Raw genomic sequence first — 23,879 nt, 5'->3', positions numbered from 1 at the left:
GATCTCGAGCGGTGACCCCTACCCGCGGTAGAAGTTGCCCTGGGTCTGCACGTTCAGCTCGTCCGTGCGGAAGAGCTTCGCCACGAACGTGCGCGGGTCGCGCATGTCGATGACGTCGAAGCCGCGGCCCATCTCCGAGGAGTAGATGTAGCCGTTGTACCAGTACGTGGACCACGTGCCGCCGCCCGCGCCGTTCGGCATCGGGCCGCGCTCGAAGAAGCCGATCTCACGGGGCTTGCTCGAGTTGGTGAAGTCCCACACCGAGATGCCGCCCTGGTACCACGACTGGACCATGATGTCCTTGCCGGGAACCGGGATCAGCGACCCGTTGTGCGCGACGCAGTTCTCCGTGTCGGTCTGCATGCGCGGGATCTTGTAGTAGGACTTGAAGACCAGCTTGCGGTTCTTGCCCTTGCCCACGATGTCGTAGATGCCGTTGGCACCGCGGTTGGGGCCGATCTTCTCGTTGCACGTCGCGGCGCCGCCGCCACCGAGCTCGTCGGTGAAGACGACCTTGGTGCCGCTGTTGTTGAACGTCGCGGAGTGCCAGAACGCGAAGTGCGCGTCGTCCTGGACCCGGTTGATCTCGACCAGGTTCTCGCGGTCGGAGATGTCCCACAGCACGCCGTCACCCATGCACGCGCCGGCCGCGAGGTCGAGCTGCGGGTAGACGGTGATGTCGTGGCAGCCGGTGGTGGCCGAGGTGTAGCCGGTCTCGATGGTGCCGGGGACGCCGGGGTTCGCGCCGTCCGGGAAGACCACCTGGGCCTTGAGCAGCGACGCCGACGCCGGGGCCTTCACCGGCACCTTGACGATCGAGATCTTGTCGTGCGGCGGCTGGCAGTCCGGGAACGTGGCGTTCGGCGAGTAGGAGGAGACGTAGAGGTAGACGTTCTTCTTGTCCTTGGCCGGCACCATCGTGTGGGTGTGCGACCCGCAGTCGGTCTCCACGGCGGCGACGTACTTCGGGGCCGCCTTGTTGCTGATGTCGAAGACCTTGATGCCCTCCCACGACGACTTCTCCGTCGCCGGCTGGGAGACGCTGGAGCACGAGTTGTCGCTGCGCGAGGAGTCGGTCGACAGGAACAGCAGGTTCCCGTACACCGAGATGTCGTTCTGCGAGCCCGGGCAGAGCACCTGGCTCTTGATCGTCGGCTTCCGCGGGTTGCGGATGTCGTAGATGACGAAGCCGTCGTAGTTGCCGACGAACGCGTAGTTGTCCTGGAACGCGATGTCGGTCTGCGTGGAGCTGAGCGGAGCCTGCTTGTCCAGGTGGGCGACCGGGACCATGTTGCGGCTGCGGGAGATCTCGTCGACCCCCGGGAGACCGTCGACCGCTTCGGCCTGCGCCTCGAGCTGTGCCTCCGTGAGCCCCTTGCCGTCCGCGGGCAGGTCGGGCTCGGCGAACGCGGGCGCGGTCAACGTGGACAGCGTCAGCGCGAGCGCCCCCAGAACCGCCAACGGCGCTCTGCGCCGCCGGGCCGATGCGCGTGAAGTCACTGCTTTACCCCCTCATTACGGGTTGGTGAGGGGGAGTATGACCCTTTCGCGTTGCTAAAGGCCAGCTTCTTTCGGAGGGTTGTCGACGCTTCGTCCCGTCTCGAAAGGCGGGACGACCCAGCCGGTGGCGGACTGTATTGTCCGAAGCATGCGTTCTCCGGTGGTGGCGGTGGTGGCGGCATTGGCCCTGTTGGCGGGCTGCACGTCGGAGCCGGAGCAGGCGCCGGTCATCGCTCCGGACACGCCCGGCGGGTCGGCGCCGACCATCGCGGCGTCGGACGCGACGAGGGCGGTCCCGCCGCCGCCCAACGACGCCGACCGCGACTACGTGTCGATGATGATCGCGCACCACGAGCAGGCGCTCGCGATGACGCGGTTCGCCCCCGACCGCGCGGAGAACGCGACGGTCAAGGGCCTGGCCGACCGCATCCGGTACAGCCAGGAACCCGAGATCGGCGCCATGAAGCAGTGGCAGCGCATGAACAACATCGTGGGTTCGCACGGCGACCACGGCTCGATGCCCGGCATGGCGACGCAGGACCAGCTCACCGCGCTGGGCGCCGCGCGCGGCAAGGACTTCGACCGGATGTTCCTGGAGCTGATGATCAAGCACCACGAGGGTGCGATCAAGATGGCGACGGACGTGCGCGGGGCGGGCAACAACGTCCAGGTCGAGGAGATGGCGGACGACGTGGTGGCCACGCAGTCCGACGAGATCAACCGGATGAAGACGCTGCTGCCGGCCCTCTGAGGCTAGGACGCCTCGCCGCGCTGCCGGGGCAGGACCAGGTCCTCGGCGTGCGTGAACCGCTCCGGCTCGTTGCCGGTGACGAGCCGCGCGATCGTGCGGTGGCCCTTGTGCGCCTCGCGGAACGCCGCGGAGGCGACCCACGCGCGGAAGGCGTCCTCCGACTCGAACTCGTTCACCGAGACGTACGGCTGGTCGTCCTGCGTCGGCTTGAGCAGCGTGCTGCGCAGCAGGCCGGGAACTCCGGGCAGGTGCGTGCGCATGTTGCCGCGGAAGTAGCGCTCGAACTCCTCGGACATGTCCGGGTTCACGAACATCCGGTTGGTCGCGATGAACATGCTGGCCTCCCTGATCCCGACGCTGTGTCGGGAACTATTCCAACTCCCCGTCGGTAAATCAAGCGCGATACGATTCCGCCGTGCCGAGGATCAGCGCAGACACCGTGGCCGAGCACCGCGCCAACCGGTTGCGCGCCCTGCTGGACGCCGGGCGCGAGATCGTGGCGACCGAGGGGGCGGAGGCACTGACGCTCGCGTCGCTCGCGAGACGCGTCGGGCTGTCGCGGCCGAGCCTCTACGAGTACTTCCGCTCGCGGGAGGAACTGGTCGCCGCCATCGTCTCCGACGCGCTGCCCGAGTGGGCGGACAAGCTCGAGGACGCGGTCAACGGCGCGGAGTCCGTGCCGGACAAGATCGAGGCCTACCTGCGGACCGAGCTCGCGATCATCACCGACGGCAGCCACGGCGCGGTGGTGGCCCTGTCCGCGCACGCGTTGCCGGACTCGTCGCGCGAGCAGATCAAGGCCGAGCACGAACGCCTGCTGGCGCCGCTCGTCGGGGTCTTCACGACGGCCGGGGTGCAGGGCGCGCGGCTGCGGGCGACGCTCGTCCACGCGATGGTCGAGGCGACGTCGCGGATGATCACGCCGGGCCGCACCGAGCACAACGAGGCGGTCATCCGGACGTTGCTCGACCAGGTGGTGCGCGGACTGGACCAGCCCATCAGCGGAACCGCAGGACCTCGCCGTGGCGGATCAGCTCGCCGTGGTGGTGTGTGAGGGCCGGGCCGAACGCCAGGTCCAGCAACGCTTTCGCGGCCTGCGCCGGTGCCGGGGCGACCGGGAAGGCCTTCGGCGGGAGGGTGATGAATCCCGGGCCACGCACCGGACCCGGTCCTGCCGGTCAGGTAGACGGTGTCGGCGGGGTTCAGGCCTTCGCGAGGAGTGTCTCGGAGTACGTCCACAGGCGGGCGGCGTTGTCCGGGTCGAGGGCGAACCGGGCCACCCCGCGCATCGGCGGCGTCTCGTCGCGGTGGTCGACGGCCCTCGTCTCGGCGCAGTCGTCGAAGTAGCGGCCGCCGATGCCCTCCAGCAGCGGTGACGTGGCGACGAGGACCGACGTGGCCGCGCCCTGCTCCGTCGTCTTGACGATCGCCGGGTCGACCTCGCTCGGGCCGATGTGGCGTTGCAGACCGGTGTGGATGGCACCGGGCATGACCGCGTTGGCGGTGATGCCGTCCGCCGCCCACCGGCGCGTCGCCTCGACCGCGAACAGGACGTTGGCGGTCTTGCTCTGGCCGTAGGCGCCCCACGGTTCGTAGGTGCGGAACGCGTAGTGGACGTCGTCGAAGATCACCGGTGAGAGCATGTGGCCCCGCGAGGTGAGGGAGACGATGCGCGCGTTGCCGGCGGCCTTGAGCGCGCCGTGCAGGCCGGTCGCGAGGGCGAAGTGGCCGAGGTGGTTGGTGGCGAACTGCCACTCCCAGCCCTGCTCGGTGTACCGCTCGGGCGTCGCCATGACGCCCGCGTTGGCGACGAGGACGTGCAGCGGACCGGTCCAGTCCCGCGCGAACCGGTCGACGGAGGCGAGGTCGGTGAGGTCGAGCGGCGCCACCTCGACCTTGCCGCCGATGTCCCGGGCGACCTTCTCGCCCGCGTCGACGTCGCGGACGGCGAGGGTCACCTCGGCGCCGATGCCCGCCAACGCCCGTGCGGTCTCCACACCGATCCCGGACGATGCGCCGGTCACGACCACGCGCTTGCCGGTGAAATCGATGCCTTCCGCCACCTCGGCGGCAGTGCTGCTGAATCCGAACTTCGTTTCGATCACGCCCTCGACGCTAGGCCCGCCACGGCCATGCGGGTAGCGAAATTCTGTCAAGCGGGGTATGCGTAAACGTCATGAGCTTGAGTGACGCGTCGCTGGTCGCGCTGAGGGTGTTCCGCGAGGTGGCCGAGCGCGGCACGTTGACGGGAGCGGCCACCGCGCTCGGGTACACGCAGTCGGCGGTGTCGCGGCAGATCGCGGCGCTCGAACGGGCGGCCGGTGCCGTGCTGCTCGAACGGCGGTACGACGGCGTGCAGCTCACGGCGGCCGGTCGGCTCGTGCTGCGCCGGGCCGCCGCCGTGGTGGACCAGGTCGACGCCGGTGCGCGGGAGCTCGCGGGGCTGCCCGACGAGGACGAGAGCACGGTCCGGCTCGGCTGGTTCGCGACCGCCGGGGCGTGGCTGCTCCCGCGGGCGCTGACGGCGCTGGCGCGCACGCACCCGTCGATCACCGTGGTGACCAGGGAGGGGAGCACGCCGGCGTTGGTGCGCGCGGTGCGCGCGGGCACGGTGGACGTCGCGCTGATCTCGTCCGCGCCGCCGTTCCGCGCGCCCGACGACGAGATCCCCGCGCTGGAGGTCGGCACCGTCGTCGAACGCACGCTGCGGGTGGCCGTGCCGTCGGCGCACCCGTTGGCGCGCAACGACTACATCGACGTCGAGGACCTGCGCGGGCAGCGGTGGGTCGCCGGTCCCGGCGACCCGTGGGTGATGGGCGTGTGGCCGGGTCTCGGCGAACGGCCCGTCGTCGCGCACACCGCCCGCGACTGGCTCGCGAAGCTGCAGCTCGTCGCGGCGGGGCTCGGCATAACGACGGTGCCGACATCGCTGGTCGCGGTCGCTCCGGACGGCGTGCGCATCCTCCCGGTGCGCGGCGGGCCCGCCGAACGGCGCCGGGTGCTGCTCGCGCGGCTGCCGGGGCCGCTGCCGGAACCGGTCGCGCGGCTGGCCGCCGCGGTGCGCACCGCCTTCGTGGAAGCCGAGTAGCCCATCAACCGATCGGTTGATGCCGGTCCAGCTCCTCGATCGATGATCTTCCACGTGCGCTGCCCGATCGTGGAGGCATGGCAATCGTCGAAGTGCGCGACCTCGGCAAGCGGTACGGGCCGAAGGTCGCGGTGGACTCGGTGTCCTTCGAGGTGGCCGAGGGGGAGATCTTCGGGGTCCTGGGACCCAACGGCGCGGGCAAGACCACCACGGTCGAGTGCGTGTCGGGACTGCGCAAGCCGGACCGGGGGAGCGTGTCGGTGCTGGGGCGGGAGCCCGCGGCGGTGCGGTCGTCGATCGGGGTGCAGCTGCAGGCGTCGGAACTGCCGGAACGGATCCGCGTCGGTGAGGCGCTGGCGCTGTTCTCGTCGTTCTACCCCTCGCCCGCCGACTGGTCGGAACGGCTGGGGCTCGCGCCGCACCTGGGGGTGGAGTTCGGGCGGCTTTCCGGCGGGCTGAAGCAGCGGCTGTCGATCGCGCTGGCGCTCGTCGGGTCGCCGCGGGTGGCGGTCCTCGACGAGCTGACGACGGGCCTCGACCCGCAGGCACGGCGCGACACGTGGTCGTTGATCGAGGACGTGCGGTCGTCGGGCGTGACGATCCTGCTGGTCACGCACTTCATGGAGGAGGCGGAACGGCTCTGCGACCGGGTCGCGGTGTTCCGCGGCGGGCGCATCGCCGCCCTCGACACGCCGTCCGGGCTGGTGTCGCGGGTGGACGGTGCGACGCGGGTGCGGTTCGTGCCGTCCGCCGCCTTGGACCTGGCGCTGCTGCGGGCGCTGCCGGAGGTGCGCGAGGTGTCGTCGGTGGGAGATCAGGTGGTCGTCAGCGGGTCGGACGACGTGCTGCACGCGGTGACGTCGGTGCTGGCGCGCAGGCAGATCGTGGCGCGGCAACTGCGCGTCGACCAGGTGTCGCTCGACGACGCCTACGTGGAACTGACCGGGGGTGGCGATGGTGAAGATCGTTGAGATCGAGGCGCGGTTGTTCCTGCGCGATCGGCTGAACTCGTTGTTCGCCGTGCTCTTCCCGTCGCTGCTGTTGCTGGGGCTGGGGGCGATCCCGGGTCTGCGGGAGCCCCTGCCGGAGTTCGGCGGGCTGCGGTTCATCGACAGCTACCTGTCGTCGCTGGTGGTGTTCACGCTGGGGTTCATCGGGTTGCAGCGCGTGCCGACCGTGGTGGCCGCCTACCGCGAGAAGGGCGTGCTGCGGCGGCTGGCGACCACGCCCGTGCACCCGGCGCGGTTGCTGGCCGGTCAGATGGTCGTCAACTTCGTCGCGGCGATCTTGTCGGTGCTGCTCGTTATGGTGGTGGGGCACGTCGTCTTCGACGTGGATCTGCCTCACCACCCGCTCGGCCTGGCGTGTGCCGTGCTGCTGGGAGGCGCGGGGACGTTCGCGCTGGGCCTGGTGATCGCCGCACTGGCCCCCAACGCGCGGGCGGCCGGTGGCTGGGCGACGGCGGTGTTCATGCTGCTCATGTTCCTGGGCGGTGTGTACCTGCCGCGGTTCCTGCTGCCCTCGGCGGTCAACGCGATCGGTTCCTACGCGCCTCCGGGCGTGGAGGCGTTGCAGCAGGCGTGGCTCGGTAGCGCGCCGGATTGGAGGCATCTCGCGATCATGGGGATCGTCGGGCTCGTGGCGGGTACCGTCGCGGCCAGGACGTTCCGCTGGGAGTAGCTCGTGGACATGGCCGCGTTGGACACGTGGGAACGCAGGCTCGTCTCGATAGCCCGCGTGATCCCGTACTTCGTGCTCACGGTGACGACCGTGCTCTACACGATCTTCACCGAGCAGCCGGTCGCGGAGCGCTGGTTCACCTACGGCGTCGTGGCGTTCGGCTACGCGTGGATGGCCTGGTGGTTCACGCTGCACCCCGAGTGGCACCAGCGCGCGGACCTCATGGCCGTCTTCGTCGGTGGCATGGTCGTGTTCTACGCGGTGCTGGGCATGCGCGAGCACTGGTTCGGCGCGGTGTCGTACGCGGTCTACGTCTACGCGAGCGAACTCCTGCGCGGCCGCTGGATGTTCGCCGTGGTGGCGGTGACGGCCGGGCTGGCGACGCTGTCGTTGTTCGGCGGCTACCCGCCGCCGGGCGAGGAGGCGGCGTTCTGGTTGCTGCTGCTCATCTTCGTGGTGCTGGCGTGCACGTTCACCTACGTCGGCCACGTGACGGCGGAGCAGTCCCGGATGCGCAAGGAGCTGCTCGACGAGAACGAGGGCCTGCACGCCCAGTTGCTGGTGCAGGCCCACGAGGCCGGCGTGCAGGACGAGCGCCACCGCCTGGCGGGCGAGATCCACGACACCCTGGCCCAGGGCCTGACCGGCATCATCACGCAGCTGTCCGCGGCGACCCCCGCCGACTGGGAGCGCCGCGTGGCGGTGGCGGCGGAACTGGCGCGCTCGAACCTGGCCGAGGCCCGCCGCTCGGTGCACGCGCTGCGCCCGCCCGCACTCGACTCGGCGGCGCTGCCCGAGGCGCTGGACGAGGTCGCGTCGGGCTGGTCCACCGTGTACGGCGTGCCGGTCTCGGTGACGCTGACCGGTGCGGCGCGGGCGATGCACCCCGAGGTGGAGGTGGCGTTGCTGCGCACCGCGCAGGAGGCGCTGGCCAACGTGGCGAAGCACGCCGAGGCGTCCAGGGTCGGCTTGACGCTGTCCTACATGGAGGACGTGGTGACGCTCGACGTGCGCGACGACGGCGTCGGGTTCGACCTGGCCTCGCCGTCGTCGGGCTTCGGGCTGCCCGCGATGCGGCACCGGGTGCACCGGCTGTCGGGGGCGCTGTTCGTGGAGTCCGAGCCGGGGTCCGGCACGGCGATCTCGGCACGGGTGCCGGCGTGAGGGGAGTGGCGGTGATCAGGCTCGTCATCGTGGACGACCACCCGGTGGTGCGCGACGGGTTGCGCGGCATGCTGGCCGCGGCCGACTTCGAGGTCGTGGGCGAGGCCGCATCCGGCGACGAGGCCGTCGCGGTGGTGGCCTCGGCGAGCCCGGACGTGGTGCTGATGGACCTGCGCATGCCGGGCTCGGACGGCCTGTCCGCCATCGAACGGCTGCGCGGCCACCCGTGCCGCGTGCTGGTGCTGACGACCTACGACACGGACCGCGACGTGCTGCCCGCGATCAGGGCAGGCGCCACCGGCTACCTGCTGAAGGACACCCCGCGCGAGGAACTGCAGCGCGCGATCCGCGCCGCGCACGCCGGCGAGGCCGTGCTGTCGCCGGCCGTGGCCACCCGGCTGCTGGGGCAGGTGCGGGAGCCCGCGTCGGAGCCGTTGTCGGCGCGGGAGCTCGACGTGCTGGGGCTGGTGGCCAAGGGGGCGACGAACCGGGCGGTGGCGGCGGCGCTGTTCATCAGCGAGGCGACGGTGAAGACGCACCTGCTGCACGTGTACGCGAAGCTCGGGGTGGGGGACCGGGCGGCGGCGGTGGCGGTGGCGTACGAGCGGGGGTTGCTGACCGGGCGCGGTCGGTGAGGCCGGGTGGTCGGTGCGGGGCGCCGGGGGCGGTGTGCGGGCCGGGTGGGTGGTCGGTTCGGGGCGGCGGGTGGTTGCGGGCAAGGCGCGGGCGCTGACGCCGGGCAGGTGGTTGGCGCGGGAAGGCTGCCGGGCGGTGAGAACAGGCGCGAACGCGGAGGCCGGCGGGTGGCTGCGGGCGACGCGCGGGCGCTGAGGCCGGGCGGGTGGCTGGCGCGGGAAGGCCGGCGGGCTGCCCGGTGAGAAGCGGCGGCGCGTGCGGCTCACGGCGCTTTGTGGCCACCGGCTGCCGGCCGCACAAACGATCGCGCAACCAACCGCGCTGCCGGCCGCACAAACAACCGCGGCGGGACCAACCCCCGTTGGCCCCGCCGCCTGCGGCAACTCCCCCTTGCCACTCCCTCACCCCTCGAGATGGAGGAACTCCCGCCGGTCGCCGAGATACGAGATGCCCCGGATGTCACCTGATCAGAGTAGTCGACCGCCGCGACGTGATGCGAGCTCCGGTCAGCGGACGAACAGGCTCGCGACCGGTCAGTAGTCGACTCGGGTGGCGAGCGACGTCCACGCGGCGAACGGGGCGTTGTCCTCGCCGGTGGAGATCTGCTGTACGGGCAGGTCCCACTCGGAGCGGGACTTGCCGAAGAGCTCGTGGAACTCCCGGTCGTCGAACCCGGCCGCCGCCGCGTCGTGGCGGTCGGCGGCGTAGACCACCCCGTCCACTCGCGCCCAGAGCGCGGCGGACAGGCAGAGGGGGCACGGCTCGCACGACGAGACCAGCGTGCAGCCGGTCAGCCTGAAGTCGCCGAGGACCTGGCAGGCCGCGCGGATCGCGACCACCTCGGCGTGCGCGGTCGGGTCGAGCGACGGCGTCACCTGGTTCACGCCGGTGGCGACGACCTCGCCGGCGCGGACGACCATCGCGCCGAACGGGCCTCCGCCGGAGGCCACGTTGCGGGTGGCGAGGTCGATGGTGGCGAGCAGATGTGCGTTCACTGCAGCGAACTCCAGGACTCAGGTGCCGGTGAGGTGTTCCGGGCGGACCGGGACGCGGGTGAGCGCCAGGCCGGTCGCCGCGCGGATCGCCGCCACGATCGCCGGGGTCGACGAGATGGTGGGCGGTTCGCCGACGCCGCGGATGCCGTAGGGGGCGTGCGGGTCGGCCAGTTCGAGCACGTCGATGCTCATCGGCGGCATGTCGAGCACCGTCGGGATGAGGTAGTCGGTGAAGGACGGGTTGCGCACCTTGCCGCCGGAGGTCTGGATCTCCTCCATCACCGCGAGGCCGAGGCCCTGGGCGGACCCGCCCTGGATCTGGCCGACGACGGCCTGCGGGTTGAGCGCCTTGCCGACGTCCTGGGCGCAGTCCAGCGACACGACGCGCACCAGGCCGAGCTCCACGTCCACGTCGACCACGGCGCGGTGGGCCGCGAAGCCGTACTGGACGTGCGCGTTGCCCTGCCCGGTCTCGGGGTCGAGGGCCTCGGTCGCGCGGTGGCGCCACTCGGTGGTCTCGTCGATCACCTCGTCGCCGATGTCGGTGCGGCCGGCCAGCTTGTCCCGCACCAGTGCACAGGCCGCCTTCACCGCGCCGCCGGTCACGTACGTCTGGCGCGAGGCCGAGGTCGAGCCGCCGTTGCCGATCGTGGTGTCCATGGGCAGCACGGTCACGCGCTCGATGCCCAGCTCGGTCCGCACGATCTGCTGCATGATCGTCACCAGGCCCTGGCCGACCTCGCACGCGGCGGTGTGCACCGCGGCGGCCAGCTCCCCGTTGACCATCGACACCCGCACCCGAGCGGTCGAGTAGTCGTCGTAGCCCTCGGAGAAGCAGATGTTCTTGATGCCGACGGCGTACCCGACCCCGCGGACGACGCCCTCGCCGTGCGTGGTGTTCGAGACACCGCCGGGCAGCTCGCGGAGGTCCGACGACGTGCCGGCGGGCAACGGCTTGTCCTGCACCAGCTTCAGCAGCTGGGCCACGGGCGCGGCGGAGTCGACCACCTGGCCGGTCGGCATGACCGAGCCCTCGGTCATCGCGTTGCGCACGCGGACGTCGACCGGCGACATGCCGAGCGCCTCGGCGAGTTTGTCCATTTGGGACTCGTAGGCGAAACCCGCCTGCACGGCACCGAATCCGCGCATCGCGCCGCACGGCGGGTTGTTCGTGTAGAGGCCATAGGCGTCCACGGTCACGTTGTCGACCTCGTACGGACCGACGCCCAACGTCGCCGCGTTCGCCACGACGGCGGGGGTGGAGGACGCGTACGCGCCGCCGTCCAGGTACATGCGGGTGCGCACGTACACGAGCTTGCCGGTGTGGTCGGCGCCGTGCTCGTAGTACAGCACCGCCGGGTGCCGGTGCACGTGCCCGTAGAAGGACTCCTCGCGGTTGTAGACCATCTTCACCGGCTTGCCGGTGTGCAGCGCGAGCAGGCACGCGTGCACCTGCATCGACAGGTCCTCACGGCCGCCGAACGCGCCGCCGACGCCCGAGAGCGTCAGCCGCACCCTCTCCTCCGGCAGCCCGAGGGCCGAGGCGATCTGCGCGCGGTCGACGTGCAGCCACTGAGTCGCGATGTAGAGGTCGACCGACCCGTCCTCGGCCGGCACCGCGAGCCCCGACTCCGGGCCGAGGAACGCCTGGTCCTGCATGCCGACCTCGTACCGGCCGGTGACCACGACGTCGGCCGTGACGTCCTGCGATCCGCGCCGGATCGGCACGTGCCGCACCAGGTTCCCGCCGGGGTGCAACGGGGTGTCGCCGGCCGCGGTCTCCATGTCCACCACGGGTTCCAGCACCTCGTAGCCGACGACGATCTTCTTCATCGCCCGCAGCGCGGTCTCCGGGTGGTCGGCGCCGACGAGCGCGACCGGCTCGCCCTGGTAGCGCACGACGTCGACCGCGAGCACGGGCTGGTCCTTGTGCTCCAGCCCGTACAGGTTGCGGCCCGGCACGTCGTCGGCGGTCAGCACCGCGTGGACGCCCGGCACCTTCAGCGCCTCGGTCAGGTCGATCGACGTGATGCGGGCGTACGGGTGCGGCGAGCGCAGCGTCGCGCCCCAGATCATGTCCTCGTGCCACAGGTCGGAGGCGTAGGCGAACTCGCCGCGCACCTTCAGGTTGCCGTCGGGGCGCTGCGGTGAGGTCCCGATGCCCCCGGACACGGCGGAGGTCAGTTCGGCGGGGGTGAGGGTCATCGCACAGCCTCCTGGAGCTTCAGACCGGCCGCGGAGAGGTCACGCGCCAGGTCGTCGGTCGACGCCGTGAGCAGGACCCCGTCCCGCACCACGACCTCACCGCCCACGATCAGCAGTTTCAGCGGCGGCGGGGTGCCCAGCACCAGTGCCGCCACCGGGTCCGCGATACCCGCGTGGTCGAGACCCGACAGGTCCCACACCGCGAGGTCCGCCACCTTGCCCGGCTCGACCGAGCCCAGCGCGTCGGCGCGGCCCAGCACCCGCGCGCCGCCCATCGTGCCCATCCACAACGCCTCGCGGGCGGTCATCGCGGCCGGTCCGCCGCGCTGCCGCGCCTGGTACAGGGCCGACCGCAGCTCCACGACCAGGCCACCGTCCTCGTTGGACGCCGCGCCGTCGACGCCCAGGCCCACCGGCGCGCCGGCGTCCAGCAGGTCGCGCACGGGCGCGATCCCGGTGCCCAGGCGCCCGTTGGACGTCGGGCAGTGCGCCGAACCGGTCGAGGTCGCCCCCAGGCGTTTCACCGCGTCACCGTCGAGGTGCACGGTGTGCGCGAGCCACACGTCCGGGCCCAGCCAGCCCAGCTGCTCGGCGTACTCGGTCGGCGTGCAGCCGTTCTCCGCCAGGCACTGCTCCTCCTCGTCCAGCGTCTCGGCGAGGTGCGTGTGCAGCCGGACGCCGTGCCGGCGCGCCAGGGACGCGGCGCCGGTCATCAGCTCCTTCGACACCGAGAACGGCGAGCAGGGCCCCACGGCCACGCGCACCAGCGCGTCGTCGGCCGTCGAGTGGTGGTCGCCGATCGCCTGCTCGGTGGCGGTCAGCGCTGCCTCGGTCTCCTCGACCAGGTTGTCCGGCGGCAGCCCTCCCTGCGACTCGCCCCGGTCCATCGAACCGCGGATCGCCTCCAGCCGGATGCCGATCCGCCGTCCCGCCGACACCAGCGCGTCGAAGACGTCACCACCGCCGGACGGGAACACGTAGTGGTGGTCGGCGGCGAGCGTGCAGCCCGTCAGCGCGAGCTTCGCGAGGCCGGCGGATGCCGCCGCGTGCGTCACGGTGTCGTCCAGCCCGCGCCACACCGGGTAGAGCGCGGTCAGCCACTCGAACAGCGTCGCGTCGGTCGCGAGCCCGCGCGTCGCCCACTGGTACAGGTGGTGGTGGGTGTTGATCAGCCCCGGCGTGACCAGGCACGACGACGCGTCGACGTAGGTGTGCGACTCGGAGGGCCGCGGAGCAGGGCCGGAGCCGACCGACCTGATCCGCCCGTTCTCGATCACGACGTGCCCGGACGCGTGCTCCGTCCCGGCCGGATCCACAGTGGACACCGCACAGCGGTCGAGGACGATCATCGGCGCGACGCCGCCAGTCGCACGGCGTCCAGGATTTTCTCGTACCCCGTGCACCGGCACAGGTTCCCGGCCAGCGCCTCGCGGATCTCCGGGTCGGACGGGTTCGGCACGCGGTCGAGCAGGTCGTGCGCCTGCACCACCAGACCGGGCGTGCAGAACCCGCACTGCACCGCGCCCGCCTCGACGAACGCCTCCTGCACCGGGTCCAGCGCGTCCCCGTCCGCCAGTCCCTCGACCGTGCGGACCTCGCGGTCCTGCGCCTGCCCGGCCGCGACCAGGCACGCGCACACGGGCACGTTGTCGAGGTACACCGTGCACGAGCCGCACTCGCCCTGCTCGCAGGCGTTCTTGGACCCCGGCAGCCCGAGCCGCTCGCGCAGCACGAAGAGCAGCGACTCGCCCTCCCACACGTCGTCGGCCTGCCGTTGCTCGCCGTTGACCGTCACGTTCACGCGCATGCCCGTTCCCCGTCCAGAAGCTCCTGCCAGGCCCAGCCCAGCGTCCTGCGTGCCATCACTGCCAGCGCGTGCTTGCGGTAGGCCGCCGACCCGCGCACGTCGTCGATCGGCGACGCCGCCCGCGAGACCAGCTCGCCGAACTCGCGCTTCACCGAGTCGAGCAACGGCTTCGGCGACGAGAAGTCCAGCGCGGAGGCCAGGAACTCCTCCGCCTCGCGGGCCCGCCGCGGTGTCGGCGCCGCCGACCCGACCGCCGCGCCCACGCGCTTGTCCGCGGGGAACAGCGAGATCGCGAACGAGCACACCGCGATCACCATGGCGTTGCGGGTGCCGACCTTCGAGAACTGCTGCGGTCCCCGCGCCGGCTCGAGGTGCACGGCGACGATCAGCTCGTCCTGCTCGAGCGCGTTCTTCTTGACGCCCAGGTAGAACTCGTCGGCCGGGATCATCCGCGTCCCGCGCACCGACGCCACCTCGACGACCGCGCCCGACGCGAGCAGCACCGGGTGCGTGTCGCCGGCGGGGGAGGCCGCGCCCAGGTTGCCGCCGACCGTGCCGCGGTTGCGGATCTGCGGCGACCCGACCGTCCGCGCGGCCATCGCGAGGCCCGGCAGCTCGGCACCGAGCTCGTCGATGATCCGCGCGTACGGCACCCCGGCGCCGACGCGCAGTCCGGCCGACCACTGCCGCAGCTCGGGAATGCGCGTGAGGTCGAGCAGCGCGGCGGGCCGGCGGTGGTCGAAGTTCAGCTCCACCATGACGTCCGTGCCCCCGGCGATCGGGACGGCGTCGGGGCGGTTCGCCTTGATCTCCACCGCTTCGGCGAGCGTGTCCGGTCGAAGGAAGTCCATCGTCAGCTACCTCGGTAGGTGGAGTAGGCGAACGGCGACAGCAGCAGCGGCACGTGGTAGTGCTGGGCCGGGTCGGAGTGGTCGAAGGTGAGCACGACCTCGGGGAAGAACGGTGCGGCCTCGGACGTGTCGAACACCAGGCGGTAGACGCCGGCCTCCAGGCCCTCACCCCATCCGGTGATCCGTCCGTCGGCGTCCGTCTCGGCGCTCGCCACCTCGGTCCCGTCGCGGCGCTGCAGCGCCACGGCGATGCCCGCGAACGGCCTGCCGCGCGCGGCGTCCAGCACGTGCGTGGAGATCGTCACTCGCCCCCCTCTCCGGTCGTGAGCCAGTACACCGAGGTCCGGCTGCATTCCTCTACGGCAGAACTACATGAACCGCGCGACTCCTGCACGACGTGGATTTGTGCTTTCCTACAAACACGAATGGACGAAAGTGACCTCTCATGTTGCTGCTGCGGACGTTGCTGCAGATGCCGGACCTGCGCCTGAGCCTGCACGCCGGTGAGGACCAGCTCGACCGCACCGTCACCCGCGTGTACGGAACGGAGCTGCCCGACCCCAGCCGCTACCTCTCCGGCGGGGAGCTCGTGCTGTCCGGCCTGCTCTGGCACCACGGCCCGCGGGACTCGGAGGCGTTCGTCCGGTCGCTCGCCTCGGCGCAGGTGGCCGGGCTCGCCGCGTCCGACGCCGGCAGCGACCTGCCCGGCGACCTCGTCGACGCCTGCCGGCGCCACCACGTGCCGCTGCTGGAGGTGCCGGTCGACCTGTCGTTCGCGACCATCACCGAACGGGTGTCGGTGGAGCTCGTCGGCCTGTCGCGGCACCGCAGGCTGCTCCACGTCGTCGCGGAGGGCTCCGGCCTGCCCGCGCTGCTCGGCGCCGGCGGCCACGAGCTCGGCGCGCCGTGCTGGGTGCTGTCCACGGCCGGGCGCGTCGTCGCGGGCGGTGAGCTGCCCGGCCGGACCGCGCTCGTGCAGGAGTTCCTGCGGGCCGACCGCCTGCCGAAGACGGTCGGGGACGTGACCCTCGTGCCCGTGTCCGAACGCGGCGGCACCCGGCTCACCAGCTGGATCCTCGTCGTCGGCGGCGCGGTGCCGCAGGAGGCCGCCGCCGAGCTCGCCTCGCTCGTCGGCCTCGAGCGCCTGCGCCAGGCCCAGGGCCGCCGGATCGAGAACCGCGCCGCCGCGCCGATGGTGGCCGCGGTGCTGAGCGGGTCGCCCGACCTGGAGTCGAGGCTCGCGGCGGCGGGCCTGGAAGGCGCCCGGCTGCGGGTGCTCAGCGCGGTGACGTCCGACCAGCGGGCCGACCTCGCGGTGGCCGTGCTGGAGCAGGCGCTGCCGCAGGCGCTGGTGACCGCGTCCGGCGACGTGGTCTACGCGGTCGCGAGGGACGGCGACTCGCCGCCCGGCGAGGTCCGCGAGGCGATGCGGGTGATGGAACCGGGCCTCGGCTCGTCGCGCGTGCTCGTGGGCATCAGCTCGCCCGTGGAGCCGCGCGGGCTCCGCGGCGCCGCGGAGGAGGCCGTGCACGCGCGCCGGCTGGGGGAGCGCCGCGGCGGCCGCACGTGCGTGGTGGCGGGCGAGGAGATCGCGCTGCACCAGCTGCTGCTCGCGGGCGTGCCGGAGGAGCTGCGGTCGACGCTGCGGCGCCGGCTGCTCGGCCCGGTGATCGACTACGACGCCGAGCACGGCTCGGACCTCGCGGGGACGCTCAAGGTGTTCCTGGACTGCTCCGGGTCGTGGACCGCGGCCGCGGCGAAGCTGCACGTGCACGTGAACACGCTGCGGTACCGGGTCGGGCGGGTCGAGGAGCTGCTCGGCGTGGACCTCGCCGAGTTCGAGGCGCGCGTGGACCTCTTCCTCGCGCTGCAGGCCGGTTAGCCTGGGGGTGTGCCCTTCGGTCTGGTGAAGGCGCTGCTGAGGCTCCGCCCTTCCCCGCTCGTCCCCGAACATCGGCCGATTGAACGAATCGCGGCCGACCTCCGCCGTGTGCGGCGAGCGCGGGCCCGCTTCGGTCCCGGGGTGTCCGCGACCAAGAAGATCGGCGCACGGCAGGCCTACGACGCGTTGCTGGAGCAGGCCTGCGCGGCGCTCGGCGTGGAGCACCGGTTGCGCGAGCTGCCCGAGGGGGTCGAGCGGGAAGTGGAGCGCCTCAGGGTCGAAACGCGTCTCGAAGACCTCGGGTTGTCAGTCTGATGGCTGATGTTTTCCGGGCCTTCAGGCTGATGTGTCCGCGTTCACGCGCTTCGTACCGTTTACCGCATGAAGACCGCCGCCTTACTCGTGGGCGTGCTGCTGGCCGGGGCCACCGGCTGCGCGGCAGCGCCCAGCATCCGCGTCTCCGTGGAGGGCACGGGCACGACCGACCAGCTCACCTACACCTTCCCCGGTGAGCAGGAGCGGACCCTGCGCAACCCGGACCTGCCGTTCGAGCGGCTGGGCAAGCGCAAGGGGCGGGTCGCGATCCGGCTCGAAGGGGTGCACGGCGAGCTCACGTGCACGATCGTCGTCAACGGGCGGCAGGTGAAGACGGCGACCTCCCGCGCGGGCGCCGCGCTCTCGTGCGATCACTCGATGGCCGTCTGATGCAAGCCGGGGAAAGCCCGTAGCTTCGACTGTGTCGGGGAGGTGCGGGGATGGGCGATGTGCTGGCGGTGGCCACCACCGGGGTCGTCAGGGGACGCGACGACGTACCGCCGCTCTTCCGGCCTCCCGCACCGCCGGGGCACTTCGTCGGCCGCGACGCCGAGCTCGACGGCATCCGGCCGGGGGTCACGGTGCTGACCGGGGCCGCCGGGGTGGGCAAGACCGCGCTGGCGCTGCAGTGGTTGCGGCAGCGGGGGTCCGGGGCACAGCTGTACGTCGACCTCGCGGCCCACCGGATCGGGCGGGTGCTGCGCGCGTTCGGGCTGGACGTCGCGCCCGCCGACGAGAGCGCGGTGTTCCGCAGCCTCGTCGCCAGGCGGCAGTTCACGCTCCTGCTGGACAACGCGAGCTCGGCCGGGCAGGTGCTGCCGTTGCTGCCCTCGTCCGGGACCGTGCTCGTGACCAGCAGGCAGCGGCTGGACGTCGGGCGCGTGGCGGAGGTGGGACCGCTCGCCGACGACGGGCGGCTGGGACCGTTGCTCGACCTGTCGTACGTGGAGCTGCCGGAACGGCAGGCGCGGCTCTACCGGCTCTGCGCCTGGGAGCCAGGTGCGTTCGGGGTGCCGGTGGCGGCGGCGATCGCGGGGGAGCCCGCGTGCGACGTCGAGGACGCTCTCGACGACCTGGTCGAGAAGTCGTTGCTGACCGAGGTCGGCGATGACGCGTTCGGGTTCCATGATCTCGTGCGTGCTCATGCGCGCACGAAACGCTAACAAAGCGAGAAATGCGCACGGACGTTTAACAGCGCGATCATCCCTTCAACGGAGTTTCTCGGCGGTGAAGGGTTGTCCACACCAGTGCTCCCTTTCGGGAATCCGAATTGGTCATATCCTTCGCGGCATGCCGAAGGATTTCCGGGCCACCGCACTAGAACGCGCCATCGGGCGGCAGCTGGCCGGGTGGCGCGACGAGCGCGAGCTCAGCCTCACCGAGGCCGGCCAGCGCGTGGGCTTCAGCAGCGCCAAGCTGTCGATGATGGAGAACGCGGTCCAGCCGTCCGCCGCCGTGGACATCATGGCGCTCGGTTATGTCTACGAGGTGCCGACAGCGCAATGGCAAGCCGTGGTGTTGCGCGCGCAATACGCGGAAAAGCTCCGCAAGTGCGCGCTCGCCCCCGAACTGAACTTCGACCCGGCCGCCGACTTCGCGAATCTCGTGTTCGAGGCGACGGTGCTGCGCGCGTTCACCACGGATCTCGTACCCGCCGTTCTCCAGCTCGCCGGGTACACCGACGCGGCGCTGCAGACCGACGACCCGGTGCGCACCGCCCGCCTGGCCATGGTGCGCGAGGCGTGGTCCACGCGCCTGCACGACAAGGACCCGCTCGCGGTGCAGGCCGTGTTCCCCGAGTCCGTGCTGTGGCAGGTCGTCGGCGGGCCGCGGGTGATGAAGGCGCAGCTGCTGCACCTGATGGAGGTCAGCGAGCACCCGAAGGTGGACGTGCGGATCGTGCCGCGCGGCGCCGGTGCCTACCCGGCGATGGGCTCGCCGTTCACGCTGCTCGGGTTCCCGCACCGCCAGCACAACGACGTGGCGTACCTCGAGACGTTCATCAAGGGCGAGTACGTCGAGGACCCCGGCCTCACCGAGCAGTGCGCGCACCGGTTCGCCGAGCTCCAGCGGGTCGCGCTGGGCGCGGGGGAGTCGCTAGAGCTCGTCGCGGAGGCCGCCGCTGAGCTGTAGAGATGTCGGAATGCTGAGAAAAGTCCTGGTTCGCCGCCGTGCGGGGGAAGGATCGGGAGCGCACCCAATCCGATTAGGAGGCGGCATGTACCGCAGATTCGGTGTCCTGCTCGTGGCGGCCCTGGGCGTCTCGCTCACGGCCGCGGCGCCGGCCACCGCGGACGGTTCCCGGCACTTCCCCGCGGAGTTCTCCCTGCCGAACGGGTGGCAGCCGGAGGGCATCGCGATCAGCGGCACCACGGCCTACTTCGGGTCGCGGGCCGACGGGTCGATCTACGCGGCGGACCTGCGCACCGGCGGCGGCGAGGTGCTGGCGAAGGGGCCCGGCACGCCGTCGCTCGGCATGAAGGTCGACGCGCGCAAGCGGCTGTGGGTCGCGGGCGGCACGGGTGGCGACGCCCGCGTCTACGACACCCGCAGCGGCGCGTTGCTCGCGAAGTTCCAGTTCGCGACGGCGGACACGTTCGTCAACGACGTCGTGCTGACCGACAGGTCGGCGTGGTTCACGGACTCGCGCCAGGCGGTGCTCTACGAGGTGCCGCTGAGCCTGAAGCCGCACCGGACGCTCGCGCTCACCGGCGACCTCGTCGTGACGCCGGGGGCGACCAACCTGAACGGCATCGTGACGGGTCTGCGCGACGACCTGATCGCCGTGCAGAGCAACACCGGTCAGCTGTTCCGGATCGATCCCCGGACCGGAAAAACGAGCACCATCGATTTGAACGGTCAAACACTCACGAATGGCGACGGACTGTTGCGAGAGGGACGTCAGTTGTTCGTGGTGCAAAACAGGCTGAACAAAGTCGCGCGCTACACGCTGGGCCGTGATGGCGCGACGCTCGCGGCGGAACGAACCGACCCGCGGTTCGACGTCCCCACGACGGTCGCCGCGTTCGGCAAGCGCCTCTACCTGCCGAATGCCCGCTTCAGCACGCCTCCCACGCCGGAGACGACCTACACCGTCGTCGCCGTCGAACGCCCTTAGCGCAGGGGCGGGAGAACTAGCCCGTACGGGGGTTCTTGGCTTGTGAGAACCCCCGTACCGGCTGTTGCTCCACTCACTCGACTGGGTAGCCTGCGAACCGTAATTGCAGCCGAAGGAGTGACTTGCGTTACCCGCAGCGCTAGCCGTGGGACACAGAGAGACCGTGAGAGCGCTGTGACCGAGAAGAGCGGCTACACACCGACCAACTACCGGACCATCAGGTCGCGGCTGGCCGGCGTCGTGGTCGTGCCCAGTGCGGTGCTTCTCGTGATGTGGGCGGTTTTCTCCTCGTACACCCTTTTCGACGGTTTCTACATGCGCTCGGCCGCGTCGAGCGTGAAGGACGTGACGATCCCGTCCGTGGAGGCGTTCGTCGGACTGCAGAAGGAGCGTCAGCTCAGCCTCGTGCTGCTGAGCGACGCCGGCGGTGCGGACGCGGCGGAGCTGAAGCGCCAGCAGCAGGCGACCGACGAGTCGGTCCGCCGGATGCAGGCCGCCTTCACCGAACTGTCCGGCGGTGCGCCGCAGGACATCGTCGACCGGGTCGACGCGCTCGCCACCGTGCTCGGCGAGCTGCCGCAGCAGCGGTCGCAGGTCGAGGCGCGCACGGCGAACCCCCAGGCGGTCTACAGCTACTACAACAGCCTCCTCGACGCGGGCGTGGCGTTGTTCTCCCGGCAGGCGCGGCTCGTGCCCGACGCGGAGGCGAGCCAGTCCGACGTCCAGAGCGTCACGATCTTCCAGGCCGCCGACTGGATGTCCCGTGCCGCCACGATCGGCTCGCGCGGGCTGCTCAACGGGTCGTTCACCCCGGCGGAGCGCGTCGAGTTCGCCCGGCTCGCGGGCGCCTACCACTCGAGCCTCGACTCGACGATCCCGTTCGCGCAGGAGCAGGCCCGGCAGCGGTACGACACGCTGCGCGGTGGCGTCGGCTACCGCGCGCTGCTCGACCTCGAGGGCCGGATCATCAACGGCGACCGGGACGTCACCGACCAGCAGTGGCGCGCGGCGGCGGCCCCCGTGCACGAGGAGCTCGTCGGGATCGCGGTCCAGCAGGCCGAGGACGCCGCGAACCTGGGACTGGCCAAGGCGAACAGCCGGGTCACCGCGGTGCTGATCGGCAGCCTGATCGCGCTGCTCGCGGTCGTGGCCGGCATCGTGCTGGCGCTGCGCACCTCCCACCGCCTGGTCAGCAAGGCGCTCGTGACGCGGCTGAACTCGTTGCGCGAGGACACGTTGCGGCTCGCGCAGGAACGGCTGCCGCACATCGTGGCGCGCCTGCGCAGCGGCGAGCAGGTCGACGTGCACCGCGACATGCCGCCGCTCGACTACGGCAACGACGAGATCGGCCAGGTCGCCGACGCGTTCAACACCGCCCAGTACACGGCGGTCGCGGCGGCGGTGAAGGAGACGCAGGCCCGCGAGGGCGTCAACCGGGTCTTCCTCGACATCGCGCACCGCAACCAGGGCCTCGTGCACCGGCAGCTCAAGATCCTCGACAAGCTGGAGCGCGAGGAGGAGAACCCCGAACAGCTCGACTCGCTCTTCCAGCTCGACCACCTGGCCACCCGCGCCCGCCGCAACGCCGAGAACCTGATCATCCTCGCGGGCGAGCAGCCGGGCAGGCAGTGGCGCAAACCGGTGCGGCTGAGCGACGTCCTGCGCTCCGCCGTCGCCGAGACCGAGCAGTACGTGCGGGTGAAGGTCAACCCGGCGCCGGACCGCGCGCTGGTCGGCGTCGCCGTCGCCGACACCATCCACCTCCTCGCGGAGCTCGTCGACAACGCGACCGCGTTCTCCTCGCCGCGGTCGGAGGTGGTGATCCACTCCGCCAACGCCGTCCCGCACGGCATCGTGATCGAGATCGAGGACCACGGCCTGGGCCTCACGCAGGAGGAACGCCTGCAGGCCAACGCGAAGCTCTCCAACCCGCCCGACTTCGAGACCATGGCGTTCCGGGGCGAGTCCCGGCTGGGCCTCTTCGTCGTCGCCCGGCTCGCCGCGCGCCGGGGCATCAAGGTGGAGCTGCGCGACTCGCCCTACGGTGGCACCGTTGCGTTGTGCGTCCTGCCGCCGAACATCGTCGCTCCCCACCACACCGCCACCGACATCTCCGAGACCATGCAGATGCCGGTGCGCTCGTTCCACGACGAACAGCACGGCCACGTCGAGGTGCACCCGGCTCCTCCTCCGGTGACGGTGACGCCGGAGGGACTGGCGGCCCTGCACGCCGGACTGAACTCCCTGGCTCCCGCGGACGTGTCCCCTGTGGATGCATCGGTGGACGAACCAACACCCGCGCCACCACCGCCGGACGGGAAGGCACCCCTTCCCCGCAGGAAGAAGCGGCAGAACCTCGCGCCGCAGCTCGTGCAGTCCGCGGAAGGGGCACCCAGTGCAGAGCCGGTGAGCAGTGACAGGCCAGCCGAGCGGATCAGAGACGGGCTCGCCGCGTTCCAGCGCGGCACCCGCGACGCCCGGCTGTCCGACGACTGGAGATCAGAAGGAGCACCATCGCCATGAAGGACAACACCAGCCAGCACGGCGAACTGAACTGGTTGCTGGAGGACCTCATCCAGCGCGTGGTCGGCGCCCGCCACGCGGTCGTGCTGTCGGCGGACGGACTCCTGCTCGGCCGTTCGGCCGGGTTGTCCCGCGACGACTCGGAGCACCTCTCGGCGATGGCGTCGGCGTTCCAGTCCCTGGCCCGCGGCACGGGCAGGCACTTCGGCGGCGGCGCGGTCCGGCAGACCATCGTGGAGATGGAACACGCCTACCTCTTCGTGACCGCGGCGGGTCATGGAGCCTGTCTCGCACTTCTCGGAGAAGAGGACGCTGACATGGGCATGATCGCGTACGAGATGAACATGCTGGTCAAACGGGTGGGCACATACCTGTCCTCCGCCCCCCGCGCAGAAACGGCGACGGTGCCGGCCGCACGAGAGTCACGCTGATGACCTCGCGGGAGGACTGGTGGTACGACGAGGCCGCGGGGCCGCTGGTGCGGCCTTACGCCATGGTGCGCGGGCGCACTAGGCCGAACGCACCCGACCTGCACCTCGTGACGCAGGTCCGAGCGGCCTCGTTTGCGTCCGACCAGACGTCGCTCTCGGTCGAACATCGCGAGATCATGTCCCTGTGCGCACGCCCGCTCTCGGTCGCCGAGGTAGCCGCTTACCTCGACGTCCCGCTCGTCGTGGTGAAGGTCCTGCTGTCGGACCTCATCGAGCGCGGCGACGTGCTCGTGCAGCACTCCTCTCACCAGATTCCCGACAGGGATCTCCTGCAGGCCGTACTGGATGGTGTTCGTGGGATCTGAGCTGACCGTGCCGACCGCGGTCAAGATCGTCATCGCGGGAGGGTTCGGCACCGGCAAGACCACCATGGTCGCGTCGGTGTCGGAGATCGCGCCGCTGAGAACAGAGGAGCTGCTCACCGAGGCCGGTGTGCACGTCGACGACCTCGCGGGCATCGAGGGCAAGGACACGACCACGGTCGCCCTGGACTTCGGGCGCATCACCATCAACACCAAGGTGGTGCTGTACCTGTTCGGGACGCCGGGGCAGAACCGGTTCTGGTTCATGTGGGACGAGCTCGCGACGGGCGCGATCGGCGCCGTGGTCCTCGTGGACACCCGCCGGCTCGACTCGTCGTTCCCCTCGATCGACTTCTTCGAGCACCGGGGAATCCCGTTCATCGTGGCCGTGAACTGCTTCGACGGCGCGCAGCTCTACACGGTGGCCGAGGTGCGGCACGCGCTGGACCTCGACGAGCAGATCCCGGTGATGCTGTGCGACGCCCGCAACCGCGAGTCGTCGAAGGCGGTGCTGGTGGGCCTGATCCAGCACTCGATGAACCGGCTGGCGGCGGTGTAGTCGCCGTGGACG

The 23,879-nt window shown here is 71.2% G+C and carries 26 protein-coding genes; 17 read left to right on the top strand and 9 right to left on the bottom strand.

Translation table 11 applies throughout. From position 1 onward, the window contains the following. Window positions 1-18: 18 nt before the first annotated feature. Window positions 19-1,290 (bottom strand): LVIVD repeat-containing protein, encoded by a 1,272-nt coding sequence (locus tag ACFWGZ_RS23365; RefSeq protein ID WP_382453682.1) that lies wholly within the window; start codon window positions 1,288-1,290, stop codon window positions 19-21. Window positions 1,291-1,648: 358 nt separating this feature from the next. On the opposite strand from ACFWGZ_RS23365, the gene ACFWGZ_RS23360 reads away from it, so the two are divergent. Beyond that, complete coding sequence (locus ACFWGZ_RS23360; RefSeq protein WP_382453681.1) at window positions 1,649-2,251, top strand: DUF305 domain-containing protein; 603 nt, start codon at window positions 1,649-1,651, stop codon at window positions 2,249-2,251. Between the two features lie 2 nt (window positions 2,252-2,253). On the opposite strand, the gene ACFWGZ_RS23355 is transcribed toward ACFWGZ_RS23360, so the two are convergent. After that, entirely contained in the window at window positions 2,254-2,586 is a 333-nt protein-coding gene (locus ACFWGZ_RS23355; protein ID WP_382453680.1) for an antibiotic biosynthesis monooxygenase family protein, read from the bottom strand. 80 nt (window positions 2,587-2,666) lie between these two features. Between ACFWGZ_RS23355 and ACFWGZ_RS23350 the strand changes: the two genes are divergently transcribed. Then, window positions 2,667-3,305 (top strand): TetR/AcrR family transcriptional regulator, encoded by a 639-nt coding sequence (locus ACFWGZ_RS23350; RefSeq protein ID WP_382453679.1) that lies wholly within the window; start codon window positions 2,667-2,669, stop codon window positions 3,303-3,305. Window positions 3,306-3,453: 148 nt separating this feature from the next. Here ACFWGZ_RS23350 and ACFWGZ_RS23345 read toward each other — a convergent pair whose 3' ends face one another. Beyond that, complete coding sequence (locus tag ACFWGZ_RS23345; protein WP_382453678.1) at window positions 3,454-4,356, bottom strand: SDR family NAD(P)-dependent oxidoreductase; 903 nt, start codon at window positions 4,354-4,356, stop codon at window positions 3,454-3,456. A 71-nt stretch (window positions 4,357-4,427) separates the two neighbouring features. Between ACFWGZ_RS23345 and ACFWGZ_RS23340 the strand changes: the two genes are divergently transcribed. The 5 genes from ACFWGZ_RS23340 to ACFWGZ_RS23320 all read left to right on the top strand — a co-directional run bounded on the left by ACFWGZ_RS23340 (window position 4,428) and on the right by ACFWGZ_RS23320 (window position 8,818). Beyond that, window positions 4,428-5,339: a LysR family transcriptional regulator gene (locus tag ACFWGZ_RS23340; RefSeq protein WP_382453677.1), complete on the top strand. Its 912-nt coding sequence runs from the start codon at window positions 4,428-4,430 to the stop codon at window positions 5,337-5,339. Between the two features lie 77 nt (window positions 5,340-5,416). After that, window positions 5,417-6,310 (top strand): ABC transporter ATP-binding protein, encoded by an 894-nt coding sequence (locus ACFWGZ_RS23335; protein WP_382453676.1) that lies wholly within the window; start codon window positions 5,417-5,419, stop codon window positions 6,308-6,310. Then, window positions 6,294-7,019, top strand: a complete 726-nt coding sequence (locus tag ACFWGZ_RS23330) for an ABC transporter permease (RefSeq protein WP_382453675.1) — start codon at window positions 6,294-6,296, stop codon at window positions 7,017-7,019. The genes ACFWGZ_RS23335 and ACFWGZ_RS23330 overlap by 17 nt, the downstream gene beginning before the upstream one ends. A gap of 9 nt (window positions 7,020-7,028) precedes the next feature. Next, window positions 7,029-8,183: a sensor histidine kinase gene (locus ACFWGZ_RS23325; RefSeq protein WP_382453674.1), complete on the top strand. Its 1,155-nt coding sequence runs from the start codon at window positions 7,029-7,031 to the stop codon at window positions 8,181-8,183. A gap of 11 nt (window positions 8,184-8,194) precedes the next feature. Continuing rightward, on the top strand, window positions 8,195-8,818 hold the full coding sequence (locus ACFWGZ_RS23320; protein ID WP_382453673.1) for a response regulator: 624 nt from the start codon (window positions 8,195-8,197) through the stop codon (window positions 8,816-8,818). Window positions 8,819-9,352: 534 nt separating this feature from the next. Here ACFWGZ_RS23320 and ACFWGZ_RS23315 read toward each other — a convergent pair. From ACFWGZ_RS23315 to uraH, 6 genes are read right to left on the bottom strand one after another with little or no spacing between them, the layout of a single operon-like run. Further along, on the bottom strand, window positions 9,353-9,814 hold the full coding sequence (locus tag ACFWGZ_RS23315; RefSeq protein WP_382453672.1) for a nucleoside deaminase: 462 nt from the start codon (window positions 9,812-9,814) through the stop codon (window positions 9,353-9,355). An 18-nt stretch (window positions 9,815-9,832) separates the two neighbouring features. Continuing rightward, the gene (locus ACFWGZ_RS23310; protein WP_382453671.1) at window positions 9,833-12,019 is read right to left on the bottom strand and encodes a molybdopterin cofactor-binding domain-containing protein; all 2,187 of its coding nucleotides are present in this window, start codon (window positions 12,017-12,019) and stop codon (window positions 9,833-9,835) included. Further along, window positions 12,016-13,368, bottom strand: a complete 1,353-nt coding sequence (locus ACFWGZ_RS23305) for an 8-oxoguanine deaminase (protein WP_382453670.1) — start codon at window positions 13,366-13,368, stop codon at window positions 12,016-12,018. The genes ACFWGZ_RS23310 and ACFWGZ_RS23305 overlap by 4 nt, the downstream gene beginning before the upstream one ends. Next, on the bottom strand, window positions 13,365-13,826 hold the full coding sequence (locus ACFWGZ_RS23300; protein ID WP_382453669.1) for a (2Fe-2S)-binding protein: 462 nt from the start codon (window positions 13,824-13,826) through the stop codon (window positions 13,365-13,367). Before ACFWGZ_RS23300 ends, ACFWGZ_RS23305 begins: the two co-directional genes overlap by 4 nt. Then, window positions 13,817-14,677, bottom strand: a complete 861-nt coding sequence (locus ACFWGZ_RS23295) for an FAD binding domain-containing protein (RefSeq protein WP_382453668.1) — start codon at window positions 14,675-14,677, stop codon at window positions 13,817-13,819. The genes ACFWGZ_RS23300 and ACFWGZ_RS23295 overlap by 10 nt, the downstream gene beginning before the upstream one ends. A gap of 2 nt (window positions 14,678-14,679) precedes the next feature. Then, window positions 14,680-15,030, bottom strand: coding sequence for a hydroxyisourate hydrolase (gene uraH, locus ACFWGZ_RS23290; RefSeq protein ID WP_382453667.1), 351 nt, complete (start codon window positions 15,028-15,030; stop codon window positions 14,680-14,682). Between the two features lie 92 nt (window positions 15,031-15,122). Between uraH and ACFWGZ_RS23285 the strand changes: the two genes are divergently transcribed. From ACFWGZ_RS23285 to ACFWGZ_RS23240, 10 genes are all read left to right on the top strand, one after another. Beyond that, on the top strand, window positions 15,123-16,559 hold the full coding sequence (locus ACFWGZ_RS23285; RefSeq protein WP_382453666.1) for a PucR family transcriptional regulator: 1,437 nt from the start codon (window positions 15,123-15,125) through the stop codon (window positions 16,557-16,559). 9 nt (window positions 16,560-16,568) lie between these two features. Continuing rightward, complete coding sequence (locus ACFWGZ_RS23280) at window positions 16,569-16,874, top strand: hypothetical protein (RefSeq protein ID WP_382453665.1); 306 nt, start codon at window positions 16,569-16,571, stop codon at window positions 16,872-16,874. Between the two features lie 66 nt (window positions 16,875-16,940). Beyond that, on the top strand, window positions 16,941-17,264 hold the full coding sequence (locus tag ACFWGZ_RS23275) for a hypothetical protein (protein ID WP_382453664.1): 324 nt from the start codon (window positions 16,941-16,943) through the stop codon (window positions 17,262-17,264). A 50-nt stretch (window positions 17,265-17,314) separates the two neighbouring features. Beyond that, window positions 17,315-18,037 (top strand): hypothetical protein, encoded by a 723-nt coding sequence (locus tag ACFWGZ_RS23270; RefSeq protein ID WP_382453663.1) that lies wholly within the window; start codon window positions 17,315-17,317, stop codon window positions 18,035-18,037. 127 nt (window positions 18,038-18,164) lie between these two features. Next, window positions 18,165-19,007 carry a Scr1 family TA system antitoxin-like transcriptional regulator gene (locus ACFWGZ_RS23265; RefSeq protein ID WP_382453662.1) on the top strand — a complete coding sequence of 281 codons (843 nt, stop codon included), beginning with the start codon at window positions 18,165-18,167 and terminating at the stop codon, window positions 19,005-19,007. Between the two features lie 85 nt (window positions 19,008-19,092). Further along, window positions 19,093-19,992 carry a superoxide dismutase gene (locus tag ACFWGZ_RS23260; RefSeq protein ID WP_382453661.1) on the top strand — a complete coding sequence of 300 codons (900 nt, stop codon included), beginning with the start codon at window positions 19,093-19,095 and terminating at the stop codon, window positions 19,990-19,992. Window positions 19,993-20,166: 174 nt separating this feature from the next. Continuing rightward, window positions 20,167-22,515, top strand: coding sequence for a nitrate- and nitrite sensing domain-containing protein (locus ACFWGZ_RS23255; RefSeq protein WP_382453660.1), 2,349 nt, complete (start codon window positions 20,167-20,169; stop codon window positions 22,513-22,515). Further along, window positions 22,512-22,946, top strand: coding sequence for a roadblock/LC7 domain-containing protein (locus ACFWGZ_RS23250; protein ID WP_325519986.1), 435 nt, complete (start codon window positions 22,512-22,514; stop codon window positions 22,944-22,946). Before ACFWGZ_RS23255 ends, ACFWGZ_RS23250 begins: the two co-directional genes overlap by 4 nt. Next, window positions 22,946-23,311, top strand: coding sequence for a DUF742 domain-containing protein (locus ACFWGZ_RS23245; protein WP_382453659.1), 366 nt, complete (start codon window positions 22,946-22,948; stop codon window positions 23,309-23,311). Before ACFWGZ_RS23250 ends, ACFWGZ_RS23245 begins: the two co-directional genes overlap by 1 nt. After that, the gene (locus tag ACFWGZ_RS23240; RefSeq protein WP_382453658.1) at window positions 23,292-23,867 is read left to right on the top strand and encodes an ATP/GTP-binding protein; all 576 of its coding nucleotides are present in this window, start codon (window positions 23,292-23,294) and stop codon (window positions 23,865-23,867) included. The genes ACFWGZ_RS23245 and ACFWGZ_RS23240 overlap by 20 nt, the downstream gene beginning before the upstream one ends. The last annotated feature ends 12 nt before the right edge of the window (window positions 23,868-23,879 follow it).

The organism is Lentzea sp. NPDC060358 (assembly GCF_042725365.1).
Classification (GTDB): Bacteria; Actinomycetota; Actinomycetes; order Mycobacteriales; family Pseudonocardiaceae; genus Lentzea.
Note: the sequence above shows the minus strand (reverse complement) of the source record. Positions and strands in the feature narration are given on the sequence as shown.

Bases quoted from the DNA above. Each gene is read 5' to 3' on its own strand.
- ACFWGZ_RS23365 (WP_382453682.1), bottom strand. From the start codon at position 1,290: ATGGTCCCGGTCGCCCACCTGGACAAGCAGGCTCCGCTCAGCTCCACG.
- ACFWGZ_RS23360 (WP_382453681.1), top strand. From the start codon at position 1,649: ATGCGTTCTCCGGTGGTGGCGGTGGTGGCGGCATTGGCCCTGTTGGCG.
- ACFWGZ_RS23355 (WP_382453680.1), bottom strand. From the start codon at position 2,586: ATGTTCATCGCGACCAACCGGATGTTCGTGAACCCGGACATGTCCGAG.
- ACFWGZ_RS23340 (WP_382453677.1), top strand. From the start codon at position 4,428: ATGAGCTTGAGTGACGCGTCGCTGGTCGCGCTGAGGGTGTTCCGCGAG.
- ACFWGZ_RS23335 (WP_382453676.1), top strand. From the start codon at position 5,417: ATGGCAATCGTCGAAGTGCGCGACCTCGGCAAGCGGTACGGGCCGAAG.
- ACFWGZ_RS23330 (WP_382453675.1), top strand. From the start codon at position 6,294: ATGGTGAAGATCGTTGAGATCGAGGCGCGGTTGTTCCTGCGCGATCGG.
- ACFWGZ_RS23325 (WP_382453674.1), top strand. From the start codon at position 7,029: ATGGCCGCGTTGGACACGTGGGAACGCAGGCTCGTCTCGATAGCCCGC.
- ACFWGZ_RS23310 (WP_382453671.1), bottom strand. From the start codon at position 12,019: ATGACCCTCACCCCCGCCGAACTGACCTCCGCCGTGTCCGGGGGCATC.
- ACFWGZ_RS23305 (WP_382453670.1), bottom strand. From the start codon at position 13,368: ATGATCGTCCTCGACCGCTGTGCGGTGTCCACTGTGGATCCGGCCGGG.
- ACFWGZ_RS23300 (WP_382453669.1), bottom strand. From the start codon at position 13,826: ATGCGCGTGAACGTGACGGTCAACGGCGAGCAACGGCAGGCCGACGAC.
- ACFWGZ_RS23295 (WP_382453668.1), bottom strand. From the start codon at position 14,677: ATGGACTTCCTTCGACCGGACACGCTCGCCGAAGCGGTGGAGATCAAG.
- uraH (WP_382453667.1), bottom strand. From the start codon at position 15,030: ATGCAGCCGGACCTCGGTGTACTGGCTCACGACCGGAGAGGGGGGCGA.
- ACFWGZ_RS23285 (WP_382453666.1), top strand. From the start codon at position 15,123: ATGTTGCTGCTGCGGACGTTGCTGCAGATGCCGGACCTGCGCCTGAGC.
- ACFWGZ_RS23275 (WP_382453664.1), top strand. From the start codon at position 16,941: ATGAAGACCGCCGCCTTACTCGTGGGCGTGCTGCTGGCCGGGGCCACC.
- ACFWGZ_RS23270 (WP_382453663.1), top strand. From the start codon at position 17,315: ATGGGCGATGTGCTGGCGGTGGCCACCACCGGGGTCGTCAGGGGACGC.
- ACFWGZ_RS23265 (WP_382453662.1), top strand. From the start codon at position 18,165: ATGCCGAAGGATTTCCGGGCCACCGCACTAGAACGCGCCATCGGGCGG.
- ACFWGZ_RS23260 (WP_382453661.1), top strand. From the start codon at position 19,093: ATGTACCGCAGATTCGGTGTCCTGCTCGTGGCGGCCCTGGGCGTCTCG.
- ACFWGZ_RS23250 (WP_325519986.1), top strand. From the start codon at position 22,512: ATGAAGGACAACACCAGCCAGCACGGCGAACTGAACTGGTTGCTGGAG.
- ACFWGZ_RS23245 (WP_382453659.1), top strand. From the start codon at position 22,946: ATGACCTCGCGGGAGGACTGGTGGTACGACGAGGCCGCGGGGCCGCTG.
- ACFWGZ_RS23240 (WP_382453658.1), top strand. From the start codon at position 23,292: ATGGTGTTCGTGGGATCTGAGCTGACCGTGCCGACCGCGGTCAAGATC.